Here is an 11,990-nt window from a genome sequence, read left to right as displayed (position 1 = left end):
TCCCTTTAGCGGCGCACCTTCTGGCGCGCGCCAAGCTTTTCTGCCACCTGCGGCGGCACGACCTCGTAGTGGTCAAACTCCATCGTCTGCGTCGCCCGGCCCTGGGTCAGAGACCTCAGGTCCGTGGTGTAGCCGAAGGTCTCGGCCAGGGGTATCAGGGCGCGGATGATCTGCAGCGACCCGAAGCTCTCCACCTCCTGCACGTGGCCACGCCGCGAGTTGATGTCGCCGAGCACTTCGCCGAAGAACTGCTCTGGCGTCCGCACTTCCACCTTCATGATCGGTTCCAGCAGGACCGGGTCCGCCATCTCCATCGCCTTGCGCATGCCGTCGATCGCTGCCATGCGGAAGGCCATCTCCGAGGAGTCGACCGGGTGGTAGGAACCGTCCACGGCCGCCACCTTCACATCGACCACCGGGTAACCGCCGAGAGGTCCGCTCTCGAGCGCGTCCTTGACGCCCGCCTCGACCGCCGGCAGATACTCCTTCGGCACGGCGCCGCCGACAATCTTGTTCTCGAAAAGGAACCCGGCGCCGCGCTCCCGCGGCTCCACCTCGAGCCAGATGACGCCGTACTGCCCGCGGCCGCCAGTCTGGCGCACGAAGCGGCCCTCGACGCGCACCGGGCGCGTTAGCGCCTCGCGATAGGCCACCTGCGGGCGGCCGACGGTCGCGTTCACGCCGAACTCTCGCATCATCCGGTCCACGATCACTTCCAGGTGAAGCTCGCCCATCCCGGAGATCAGTGTTTGTCCCGTCTCCTCGTCGAACCGTATGCGGAAGGTAGGGTCTTCTTCGGACAGCTTGACCAGGGCCTCGGACATCTTGTCCTGGTCCGCCTTGGACTTCGGCTCGATTGCCTGGGAGATTACCGGTTCGGGGAATTTGATCGGTTCGAGGACGAGGGGCTTCGAGGGGTCGGAGAGCGTGTCTCCGGTGAAGGTGTTCTTGAGGCCCACGGCAGCGATGATCTCGCCAGCCGCGGCGTCGGTTACCTCCTCGCGCTGGTTAGCGTGCATGCGCAGCAGCCGGCCGAACCGCTCCTGCTTGTCGCGCGTCGTGTTCAACACCGCCATACCGCTCGTGACGATCCCGGAGTAAATGCGGACGTATGCCAGCCGGCCTACGTACTCGTCCGACACGATCTTGAAGACCAGGCCGACCATGGGCTCTTTGTCATCGGCCCTGCGCTCTTCCACCTCACCCGTCTTCGGGTTCGTGCCCTTCACCGGCGGGATGTCCTCCGGCGACGGTAGGTAGTCGACCACGGCGTCCAGCAGGAGCTGGATACCCTTGTTGCGCAGGGCGCTGCCGCAAAGGACGGGGGTGATCGCGCCGCTGAGGGTCGCCCGCCTCAGGGCCTTCTTCAGCTCGGTCACCGTAACGTGGCGCCCCTCCACGTACGAGATCATGAGCTGCTCGTCTTCTTCCGCCACCTTCTCGATCAGCCGGTCTCGCGCCCGTTCGAAGGCGTCCTGCAGCTCCTCGGGGATAGGCCGCTCCTCGGGCGGCGTGTCGCGCTCGCCGGAGAAGTACCAGGCGCGCTCCTCGACCAGGTCGATCACGCCCTGAAAGTCGGCTTCCACGCCCCAGGGGATCTGGATCGGGATCGGACGCGCCTCCAGCCGCTCGGCGATCATGTCCACCGTGCGCCAGAAGTCCGCACCCGTGCGGTCCATCTTGTTGACGAAGCAGATGCGCGGCACGTTGTAGCGGTCCGCCTGCCGCCAGACCGTCTCCGACTGCGGCTCGACGCCGGCCACCGCATCGAACACCACGACGCCGCCATCGAGCACCCGCAGGCTGCGCTCGACTTCTACCGTGAAGTCGACGTGCCCAGGGGTGTCGATGATGTTCACCTGGTGGCCCTTCCATTCGGCGGTGGTGGCGGCGGCCGTAATGGTGATGCCGCGCTCCCGCTCCTGGGCCATCCAGTCCATGACCGCCGTGCCCTCGTGCACCTCGCCGATCTTGTAGGTACGGCCGGTGTAATAGAGGATGCGCTCGGTGACCGTGGTCTTCCCGGCGTCGATATGGGCGATGATGCCTATGTTGCGGAGGTTCTCAATCGAGGTCTTGCGGGGCATGGCGATTACCAGCGGTAGTGGACGAAGGCGCGGTTCGCCTCCGCCATCCGGTGCGTGTCCTCTCTGCGTTTCACTGTCGCGCCCTGGCCCGCGGCCGCATCCAGCAGCTCGCCCGCCAGCTTCTCGGCCATCGACCGGCCCCGCCTGGCCCGGGCGGAGCGCACGAGCCAGCGCATGGCCAGGGACGATCGCCGCTCGGCGCGAATATCCACCGGGACCTGGTAGGTTGCGCCGCCGACGCGCCGAGGCTTCACCTCGACCGCCGGCGTGGCGTTGCGCAGCGCCTGGTCGAACACGTCCATCGCCGGCCGGTGGGCCTGCTGCTCGACGAGTTCCAGGGCGCCATAGACGATGCGCTCCGCCGTGCTCTTCTTGCCGCCGACCATCACCTTGTTGATGAACGCCTGCAGCGGCCGGCTGTGGAACTTCGGGTCCGGCGGGATCTCTCGCCTGGGGGCGCGGCCTCGTCGCGGCATGGCTAGCTCTTCCTCGCGCCGTACTTGCTGCGGCCGCGCTTGCGGTTAGCGACACCCGACGCGTCGAGCGCGCCGCGGATGATGTGATACCGGACGCCGGGCAGGTCCTTTACGCGCCCGCCGCGGATCAACACCACCGAGTGCTCCTGAAGGCTGTGGCCCTCCCCCGGGATGTAGGCCGTGACTTCCATCTGGTTCGTCAGGCGCACACGGGCGATCTTGCGCAGGGCCGAGTTCGGCTTCTTCGGCGTCATGGTGCGGACTTGCACGCAGACCCCGCGCTTCTGTGGTGAGCCCTTGGTCCACTCTGTCTTGTTGTGCAGGGCGTTGTAGCGCCAGCGCAGGGCCGGAGCCTTCGTCTTCCGGGAAGGCGCGGAGCGCGGACGCCTCACAAGCTGGTTGATCGTCGGCAAGTCTTTGTTTCCTTACTCCCAATTCCGGCGCGCTGCCGCCAACCGCAGGCCACAGTGAAGGGCCGAAAGCCGTCATTCCTGAGCCAGCCGGCCTCATCCCCGAGATCAGAAGGATGGCTGTCCTTCGACGTTGCGCTCACCCTGAGCTAGTCGAAGGGCAACGCGGTCGGCCGTTGTCACTTTCTGGTCTTCCGGCCCACAAAGGACCGAGGTGGCAGGCAGGGACGTGCCAAAACTAGATGCTACCAGCCGACTCCGAGCGCGTCAACAGGTTTGTAACGCCTTTCACGAAGACCACTCAACCGTGGCTGCCTGCTCGCGAGAGCTCCCTGACGTAGCCCCTGATGGTCATGTCCTTGAGCAGCAGGCGCAGCCAGTCCGCAAGCTGGTGCCGTTCGATACAGGCGCGGAGCTCCTCGGCCCGGGCGCGGCGCTCGCCCGCGGGCATTCGCAGCGCCAGGTCGAGGGCGGCCGACGTCGCCGCCTCGTCCCCGGGCGGCACGCCAACCGCGCCGCGGCGCAGCTCCGCGTAGGAGCCGGCGCTGGTGGACAGAACGAGTACACCATCGCGCTGGTTCAGGACAGGACCCTCCTTCGCCACGAGGTTCATCCCGTCCGCCACCGAGTTCACGAGAAGTACGTCGTACAGTTCGAGCCCGGCGAGGGCCTGGAGGCGGTTGTGCTCGTGGAACACCCGTAGCGGCTGCCACCCTGGCGTGCCGAAGCGGCGGTTGATGCGCTCCACCAGGGACATAACCTCGCGCGCGTAGCTGGCGTACTCGGGGATTGACGTCCGCGAAGGTACCAGGAAGGCAAGGAACCTGACCTTGCCGCGCCACTCGGGGCGACCCTCCAGGAGCCGCTCGTAGGCCCGAAAGCCACCCGCGATGTCCTTGCTCGGGTCCAGCCGGTCCACCCGCACGATCAGCCGTTCGCAGCTCGCGCGCTCGACCTCTAGCAGCGCGCGATAGCGTGCGGCCTCACTCGACTCCATTTCTTCCCGCAGGGCCCTGACTTCGACTGAGATGGGGTTCGACCAGACCGTCGTCGTCCGGCCGTTACGCTTGACCTCCCCGGACGCGGCCTTCACGTCGACCTCATCGCGAAGGTAGATCGAGCACGTTGCCAGGAAGTGCTCGACCGACTCCTCCGTCTGAAAGGCAAGGCTGTCGTTCCCCAGCAGGCCTCGGCACATGGCCGAGACCATCTTCGGCGGCAGCGCCTCCCATGCGTGTGGCGCAGGCCAAGGTATGTGGACGAACTGCTGCAGGGTCACTGCCGGCCGCAGGGCCTTCACCGTGCGCGAGGCGAGGTAGAGGTGGTAGTCGTGCAGCATCACGCTGTCCGAGCCCTCTTCATCCACCTGGCGGATAATCGCCGCGGCAAGCACCTGGTTCACGCGCCGGTAGCCGTGCTCCCAGGCGCGCCAGACCTCCGGCCCCAGGAGGTCGCGCTCCAGCAGGGACGTCAGGCCGTGCTGCGCGAACCACAGGACCGGGTTCGCGAAAACCTCATAAGACAGCCGCTGCGCCTCCTCCGGCACCTCCACAAAGCGCACAACGCTGGCTTCTCCCAGTGGCACCGCCCGGTCAGCGATCGCGAGCATCCGGTCCGCGTCCGACGCCGGCGCGGCAAGCCAGACCAGGGGCGCCATGTGGCTGGCCGCGGTAAGGGCCGTACCGACCCCTCCCGCGGCAGCAGTGCGGACGATGCGCCCGCTGTCGCTGAAGGAGTGCACGAAGGGCCCGCGGTTACTGGCTACGATCAGCCTGCGGCTGGGCTCGGTGACGGGGCGCGCTGGGCTGGGGGCGGGTTGAATCTGCGCGAGCATGCTTCTCCCTTTCGGTCGCCCTTGCGGGAAGGGCGTCTACTGGGGAGGAGGGTCCTGGCGCTCCGCAGGCCGGCTGCTTGTCCTCCCGCCCAAGCAAGGAGGAAAACGAAAGCCGGAGGACAACCCCGGCCTTTAGCAGAGACCAGAACCCGTCCTCTTTCAGTGGCCTACGAGGTTAGCTGACGGGTTAGGGCTGAAAGAGAACTGCCCCTCTCGCTTTCGCGAGATGCACCCCGATGTTTGGTTCCCCCGCTCTCCTTCGACGGGAAGGAGACTCGGCCGTTTGCCTTCATCACTCTATGACCGCAACTGCCGCCTGTCTATAGACAGCGCTGTCACCTTTCGAGTCTGCGCGGGGTTTCGAAATCATTACAGCGGCGGCCGGCTGCGGCTCGCCGCCTGCTTGCAACGAGGACCTGTGCACATGCTCGAGACATCGAGGCCGGGACCATGGACCGGCCACGACTTGCCTGCCCGAATGCCCGAATGCCCGAATGCCCGAATGCCCGAAAAAGATGAAGGCCTCCCGCTCTCGCGTCGAGGCCTTCACAGTACCGGCGGCGGCCTATTTTCCACAGAGGCTTGCGCCCCAAGTATCGTCGGCGCTGCGGCGTTTCACTTCCGTGTTCGGGATGGGAACGGGTGGGGCCACCGCGCTCTGGCCACCGGCCCGAAGATCATAGCAAATCGTGACTCGCGTCTCAAACGCTGGCCGTCGATTCAGTTCTGCTAGCCTCCAGGGGTCGCAGCAGGGCTCGTTTTCGGGTAAATTTTCATGCGTTGGCAGGCACTTCGGTCAAGGAATCGAGCACAGCGCTGAACTCCCGCACCGCAGCTGGCCAGACTGCCGGACGCCTATCCCAGGCCGGGTTGCGCTTCATTCCAGAGGTGCTGCTCGTGGGCCTGGGCTATTTGGTCTACTCGCAAGTCCGCGGCCTCGCCGCCGACCGCACGACGGACGCATTCGAGACGGCGCTCTGGATTATCGACCTCGAGCGCAACCTCGGCCTCTTCGAGGAGCTGGCTCTGCAGCAGCTCGTCCTCCAGACGGGTGGCCTCATCGAGCCCTTCAACATCGTGTACTTCTACGGCCTCTTCCCGCTCATCATCCCCACGGCAATCTGGCTCTTCCTCTCCCACCGCCCGACCTATGTCCTATTGCGCAACGCCTTTCTCATCTCGGGCGGTATCGCCGTGTGCTTCTATCTCCTCACGCCGACCATGCCGCCGCGGCTCCTCCCCGGCTTTGGCTTCGTGGACACGGCCCTAAACCACCCGCTGGTGCCGACCTATTCCAGCATTCCAGGCGTGAACCACTACGCCGCCTTGCCCTCCATGCACGTGGGCTGGAATTTCCTGGTCACCCTTGGCCTCGTGGGCACGCTCGGCCGTACCTGGCTGCGGTTCACCGTGCTCGCCATACCCGTAACGATGTTCTTCTCGACCGTCGTCACGGGAAACCATTACTTCTTCGATGGCGTGGCCGGACTCGTGGTCGCCTCCGCCGGCCTCGGCGTTGCCATGGTGATCGAGAAGCGCTTCTCCTCCGGCGGTGACCGAGCGCTGCCAATGCTGCGGCGGCGGTCTCGGGTGGAGCCCTTGGCGCCAGCGCGCGCAGGCTGAGCCCACTTACGCCAGTCCGACCACACCTACCGCGCGCTCACGGGACCCTGGCGGGCTTTGCGGGTGCCCTGCCTCGCCTCAGCCAGCCGTGCTGAGCACAGCCCGCGGCTTGCTGGCCGGCACCGTCTCCAGCAACGACTCGTAGTACTCCAGGAGCTCGTAACACACGTTCTCCCAGTCGTAGCGCCTGGCCTTCTCCTGGCCGTTCTCGATTAGCTCCTGGCGAAACTCGCCGCTCTGCAGCACCATGAGCGCCTTCTCGGCGATGCTTTCCGGGTCGCGCGGCTCGGCGAAAACGCCCGTGCGCCGGTCTTCGATCAGCGTCCGGAACCCCTCGATCCGGGAAGCGACCACGGGCGTCCCCGCGGCCATGGCCTCGGCGAGCACAATGCCGAAGCTCTCGTTGCCCGTGGATGGCACGCACACGAGGTCGGCGCGCTGGAAGTAGCCAGGTAGCTGCGACCCCGGCACGTGTCCTTCGAAGAAGACATCGTCCAGGTTAAGGCGCCTCACCAGGCGCTGGCAGTTGTCCATGAGTCCGCCTTCGCCAACGATCACCAGGCGCGCCTTCGGCATCGCGGCTTTGATCATCGGGAAGGCGCGGATCAGGTACTCGACGCCCTTCCGCGGTTCGAGGCGCCCGACATAAAGGATCGTAGGGTTGGAGTCCCGGAACTTCTGTGGCTGGCCCGCTGGCGTCGCGAAGCGCCCGAAGTCGATGCCGTTAGGGATGATCTTGTAGTCGCCCGGCACGTAGCGGTTGATCAGCATCTGCGACCGCCCGGAGACGGCAATGCGGCCGTCCAGTCGCCGGTCCCAGAAGCGAATGAACGGCAGGATGACGATGTAAGGCCAGTGCGGCCCGGACCGAGAGGCGTGGTAGGTGCCGATCTTGATCGCCTTGCCGAGCTTCAGGACTGCCGGGCCAAGGAATGGCACGAACGGCTCGTGTAGATGGACAACGTCGAACTCCTGGCCGCTGAGGAAGCGCCGGACTTCGCGAATGATCAGAGGGTTGAAGTTGATCCGCGCCGCATCTCCCTTCGAGAAGAAGCGTATGGTCCCGCCGATGCGGACCGTGAAGCGATCGGGCTTGAGGGGACGGGAAGCGGGGCCTAGCAGCAGGGCTTCATGGCCCATGCGCCGAAACTGCTTTACGACCTGGTTGACGTGACTGGTGACGCCGCCGGAGATCGCGAGGTCGTACGGGCTTACAACGAGGATTCTCAATCTACGTCGGACGGGGAACTCGGACAGTAGCCATCAGGCAGTGTTTAACACAAGACGGCCACTTGCTCCAAGCCCCTCCGGGTTCACCTGTCCTCACGGCCCCGTAACGAAGCTGCCCCCATCTCCTACGGTCGAAAACCCGGGAAAGCGATGAACCGTTACAGGCGCGGGCCGCTAGCGTTGTACGAATTCGCTTATCCAGGCCTTGAATGGCCCTGCCGTCGCGCCCTGGAGCAGGGCCGTACCGTGCGCGGAACCCTCGAAGAGGAAGGATTCCTTGGGTTCCGGCGCCAGCTGCATGAATTGCTGCAGGGCCTGGGCGGCGCCCTCGGGGTCGTTACGGCTGGCGAGAAAGGCTTTTCTCTCCGTCACGCGCGTAACGTCCGACTGCGCGCTCAGGCCCATGAAGCTGACAGGTGCGGAGACGGCAACGACCCCCGCGACTTCCTGGCTGGCGGCGACTTTCAGGGCTGCCGTGCCACCCATGCTCGCGCCTACCAGGTAGATGAGCGGATAGTCCCGCGACTTCAGAAAGAGCACGGCCGCGGCCAGGTCGCGGTCAATGCGGCTCACGTCCCTGCTACCGCCGGTCTCGCCGTAACCGCGGAAGTCGAAGGTCAGGGTCGCCACGCCGGAGGCCGCCAGTTCCCTCGCGAAGGGCTGCCAGGAGCGCTGGTCATCGGTAAACATGTGGGCGAAGATCACGGCCCGCCGCTGGGGCCCCGGCGCCGTATAGACGTGCCCGCGAATGACGACTCCGTCCTCTGTCTGGAAGGCGACACGTTCGTCTGAGGCGCGACCGCCACCGGTAGCCGGAGTTGGACTGAGGGCGGGAATGGTGCTGATGACGGTGACTTCCCGCGGCGTTGGCGTCACCTTGGGCGCGTCCCCGGCGCCGGCGCCGCCACCATCGTCGTCGCCGCAAGCGGCCAGCAGCATGGCGGCTAGCAACGGCGCCAGGAGGTAGCGGCCTAACGTGACGCGCCTCGCTGCTCCCGCCCGCCCAGCGGCCGGAGGTCATTGCCCTGTCCCGCCACTGCCGCCCGAGCGTCTGAGCCCTGGTCCTGGGAGTGCCGGAGCGTGTCAACGGCGCGCCGCGACATGTGCGCTACCTGACGACGATGTTCACCAGGCGGCCGGGGACGTAAAGCACGCGCACCAGCTCCTTGCCCTCCGTGTGGGCACGCACGCGCGGACTGGCCAGAGCCATCTCCTTCGCCGCCTCCTCGCTGATGTCGACAGGCACTTCGAACCGGTCGCGCAACCTGCCATTGACCTGCACGACCAGCGTGAACGTATCGGCAGCCGCCAGCGCGTCATCGTATGAGGGCCATGACTGCTGGTGGACGCTGAACGCCCCGCCCCGGCGCATCCAGAGCTCCTCGGCGATGTAGGGCACGGGCGGAGCCAGCATGCGCAGCATCGCGTCGATGGCCTCATCCCACGCTTCGCGCTGCACCGGCCCCGCCTCGCGCGCCGCCTGCAGGAAGTTCGTGTACTCCATCAGGGCCGAGATCATAGTGTTGAAGTGCAGCCGCTCGATATCCTCCGTCGCCTTGCGGATCGTCCGATGCGTCCAGCGGCGCATCTCGCGCACGGCTTCGGCGCCAGGGTCGCCATAGTCCGGCTCGTCGAGGACCAACTGCCAGACGCGGTTTAGCCAGCGATGGATTCCGCGGACGCCTTCCTCACTCCAGTTCACGTTCTGCTCGAAGGGTGCCATGAAGAGCTCGTAGCCGCGGAGGGCGTCGGCGCTGAACCGCTCGACGACGCTGTCCGGGGTGATCACGTTGCCTTTGCTCTTGGACATGCGCAGCCCATCGGGCGCATGCACGACGCCCTGGTTCATGAGCTTCTGGAAGGGCTCCTTGAACGGCACGATCCCCGCGTCGTACATCACCTTCGTCCAGAAGCGGGCGTACAGCAGGTGCATTACCGCATGCTCGGCGCCGCCCACATACAGGTCGACGGGCATCCAGTAGCGCATGGCCTGCGGGTCGAAGGGGTAGCTGTCTTCGTGCGGGCTGGTGAAGCGCAGGAAGTACCAGGACGAGCAGGCGAAGCCGCCCATCGTGTCCGTCTCGCGCTCTGCTGGGCCCTCGCAGTTCGGGCAGGTGGTGTTCACGAACTCCGGGACATTGGCCAGCGGGCTCCGTCCGGTGCCGGAGGGCGCATAGTTCTCGATATCGGGCAGGCGCACCGGCAACTGGTCCTCGGGCACCGGCACCTCGCCGCACCTGGCGCAGTGCACGATCGGGATCGGCGCGCCCCAGTACCGCTGGCGAGAGATCAGCCAGTCGCGCAGGCGGTAGTTGATGGTGCGCTCGCCGATGCCCTGGTCCACGAGCCAGGCGATCGCCTTCTCGATCGCTTCGGCCACCGTTGGCGTCCCATCCAGCCAATCGGAGTTGATCTTCGGGCCGTCGCCGGTGTAGGCCTCGCCCTCCCAGCCCTCGGGAGGTTGCACCGTGCGGATGATCGGCAGACCGTACGCCTTCGCGAAATCCCAGTCGCGCTGGTCTTCGCCGGGCACGGCCATAATCGCGCCGGTGCCGTAGGTGGCGAGCACGTAGTCGGCGAGGAAGATGGGGACCGGACGCTGATTGAACGGGTTGATGGCGTACGCCCCGGTAAAGACCCCGCGCGACTTTATGTCACCTTCGGTGGACAGCCGCTCGATCTCGGACACGCGCGAGACGCGCTCGACGAAGGCCTTCACCTCGTCCTGCCGGTCCGGTGTGGTAATTTCGGGCACCAGCGGGTGCTCGGGCGCCAGCACGGCGAACGTCATGCCGAAGCTCGTGTCCGGCCGCGTAGTGAACACGCGGAAGGAGAGCCCCTCCCGGCCCTGGACCCTCATCTCGAACTCGGCGCCCTCGCTGCGGCCGATCCAGTTCCGCTGCATCGTCTTGATGCGCTCCGGCCAGTCAATCAGGTCCAGGTCCTCGATCAGGCGGTCGGCGTAGTCCGTTATCTTGAAGAACCACTGCGGCATGTCCTTTTTGACCACTTCCGTGCCGCAACGCCAGCAGAGGCCACCCTCGACCTCCTCGTTCGCCAGGACGGTCGCATCCTTCGGACACCACCAGGCGGGCTGGATGGCGCGGTACGCCAGGCCGCGCTTGTACAGCAAGAGGAAGAACCACTGCGTCCACTTGTAGTAGTCCGGCGAGCTCGAGTTGATCTCGCGCGACCAGTCGTACGAGGTGCCCACCATGCGCAGCTGGCGCCTGTAGGTGTCCGTGTTGTTCTTCACCGTCTGAGCCGGGTGGATGCCTGTCTGAATCGCGTGGTTCTCCGCCGGCAGTCCGAAGGCGTCCCAGCCCATCGGGTGCAGCACGTTGTAGCCCCGCATGCGGTAGTAGCGGGAGATGACGTCCGTGGGCACGTAGTTGCGGACGTGGCCGACTGAGAGACCGTCGCCGCTGGGGTAGGGGAAGAAGTCCAGGCAGTAGAACTTCGGCTTCGAGGGGTCCTCGAAGGTCTTGTAGATCTGCTCGGCCTCCCAACGCTCCCGCCACTTCGGTTCGAAGGTCTTCGGCTCGTAGCGGTCGATGCGCACCTCGCGGGCCGGCCGTTCCCGGGTCTCGGTCATAGCGTCCCTGATCCTATCAATTCGGCTCGATAATCGAGGGATCATCCTACAGTCCTCCTTCACTGGGCGGGTTGAAGCCGCCGGCTAAGGTCCGGAGTGCCCCGTACCCGCCCAGGGCAGGACGGGGCTAACTAAGGATGAGGGCGTTCAGCGCGGAGGGGCGTCCCGCGGTGAGTCGCGGGACTGCGAGGTCGCGGTTACTCGTCTGGCCGGGGATTACGTCAGCCATCAGACCTCGATCTTACAACCTGGCCTGCCGTCCGCCAAGGGCCGCTGTCCGCTCACCTGTCGAGCCGACCTTCGCTGGCCCACTCTCCCAGGACCGGCCCGCGAATGCGAGCGCGTGCTAGATTCGGCGCAGCGAAGGCGCGGAGGGACGCGACCATGGAAGACAGCAGGCTCGCCCTGATCGAGGCGTTCGAAGCCGACACCGCCAGCCAGCACCTGGTGCGAAATGTACCGGTCGTTTCACCCGCCACGACGGCCGGGGAAGCGCGTGACGGCATCATCGGTAAACGCTTTGAAAGCGCCGTAGACGTCGCAGTAGTGCGCGAAGGCCGCCTCGAAGGGCTCATCCGCATCGAGGACTTGCTCGCCGCGGAACCCGGACGCCGCTGCGCGGAGATCATGGACGGCAACCCTCCCGTCGTAGCGCCGGGCATCGACCAGGAGCAGGCGGCCTGGAAGGCGGTCCATCAGGCCCAGGGCAGCGTGGCGGTGGTGGATTCCACGGGG

At 66.1% G+C, this 11,990-nt stretch carries 9 protein-coding genes, 1 rRNA gene and 1 riboswitch; of the genes, 2 read left to right on the top strand and 8 right to left on the bottom strand.

The genetic code is table 11. The features are described 5' to 3' along the window. Nucleotides 1–5 precede the first annotated feature (5 nt). The 5 genes from fusA to rrf all read right to left on the bottom strand — a co-directional run bounded on the left by fusA (nucleotide 6) and on the right by rrf (nucleotide 5,477). Nucleotides 6–2,087, bottom strand: a complete 2,082-nt coding sequence (fusA, locus tag VNN10_11730; protein ID HXH22691.1) for an elongation factor G — start codon at nucleotides 2,085–2,087, stop codon at nucleotides 6–8. A 5-nt stretch (nucleotides 2,088–2,092) separates the two neighbouring features. Next, a complete protein-coding gene (rpsG, locus tag VNN10_11725; protein HXH22690.1) occupies nucleotides 2,093–2,563 on the bottom strand; it encodes a 30S ribosomal protein S7 in 471 nt (156 codons plus the stop codon). 2 nt (nucleotides 2,564–2,565) lie between these two features. Next, nucleotides 2,566–2,976, bottom strand: a complete 411-nt coding sequence (rpsL, locus tag VNN10_11720; GenBank protein HXH22689.1) for a 30S ribosomal protein S12 — start codon at nucleotides 2,974–2,976, stop codon at nucleotides 2,566–2,568. Nucleotides 2,977–3,274: 298 nt separating this feature from the next. Further along, nucleotides 3,275–4,807 carry a trehalose-6-phosphate synthase gene (locus VNN10_11715; GenBank protein HXH22688.1) on the bottom strand — a complete coding sequence of 511 codons (1,533 nt, stop codon included), beginning with the start codon at nucleotides 4,805–4,807 and terminating at the stop codon, nucleotides 3,275–3,277. A 149-nt stretch (nucleotides 4,808–4,956) separates the two neighbouring features. After that, a riboswitch (cyclic di-AMP (ydaO/yuaA leader) is annotated at nucleotides 4,957–5,098 on the bottom strand. Between the two features lie 261 nt (nucleotides 5,099–5,359). After that, nucleotides 5,360–5,477: ribosomal RNA gene (gene rrf / locus VNN10_11710) — 5S ribosomal RNA — on the bottom strand. A 110-nt stretch (nucleotides 5,478–5,587) separates the two neighbouring features. Between rrf and VNN10_11705 the strand changes: the two genes are divergently transcribed. Continuing rightward, entirely contained in the window at nucleotides 5,588–6,430 is an 843-nt protein-coding gene (locus tag VNN10_11705) for a phosphatase PAP2 family protein (protein ID HXH22687.1), read from the top strand. Nucleotides 6,431–6,508: 78 nt separating this feature from the next. Here the strand turns inward: VNN10_11705 and VNN10_11700 are convergent, their stop codons facing one another. The 3 genes from VNN10_11700 to leuS form a co-directional block, all read right to left on the bottom strand. Beyond that, nucleotides 6,509–7,660 (bottom strand): glycosyltransferase family 4 protein, encoded by a 1,152-nt coding sequence (locus tag VNN10_11700; GenBank protein ID HXH22686.1) that lies wholly within the window; start codon nucleotides 7,658–7,660, stop codon nucleotides 6,509–6,511. Between the two features lie 174 nt (nucleotides 7,661–7,834). Beyond that, on the bottom strand, nucleotides 7,835–8,611 hold the full coding sequence (locus VNN10_11695) for an alpha/beta fold hydrolase (GenBank protein HXH22685.1): 777 nt from the start codon (nucleotides 8,609–8,611) through the stop codon (nucleotides 7,835–7,837). Nucleotides 8,612–8,768: 157 nt separating this feature from the next. Then, the gene (gene leuS / locus VNN10_11690) at nucleotides 8,769–11,255 is read right to left on the bottom strand and encodes a leucine--tRNA ligase (GenBank protein HXH22684.1); all 2,487 of its coding nucleotides are present in this window, start codon (nucleotides 11,253–11,255) and stop codon (nucleotides 8,769–8,771) included. Nucleotides 11,256–11,639: 384 nt separating this feature from the next. On the opposite strand from leuS, the gene VNN10_11685 reads away from it, so the two are divergent. Then, the coding region (locus VNN10_11685) for a CBS domain-containing protein (protein ID HXH22683.1) at nucleotides 11,640–11,990 on the top strand (351 nt) is incomplete at its 3' end.

The organism is Dehalococcoidia bacterium, assembly GCA_035574915.1.
In the GTDB taxonomy this organism is placed as follows: Bacteria; Chloroflexota; Dehalococcoidia; order DSTF01; family WHTK01; genus DATLYJ01.
This window is presented reverse-complemented; position numbering and strand designations above follow the sequence as displayed.

Bases quoted from the DNA above. Each gene is read 5' to 3' on its own strand.
- fusA (HXH22691.1), bottom strand. From the start codon at position 2,087: ATGCCCCGCAAGACCTCGATTGAGAACCTCCGCAACATAGGCATCATC.
- rpsG (HXH22690.1), bottom strand. From the start codon at position 2,563: ATGCCGCGACGAGGCCGCGCCCCCAGGCGAGAGATCCCGCCGGACCCG.
- VNN10_11715 (HXH22688.1), bottom strand. From the start codon at position 4,807: ATGCTCGCGCAGATTCAACCCGCCCCCAGCCCAGCGCGCCCCGTCACC.
- leuS (HXH22684.1), bottom strand. From the start codon at position 11,255: ATGACCGAGACCCGGGAACGGCCGGCCCGCGAGGTGCGCATCGACCGC.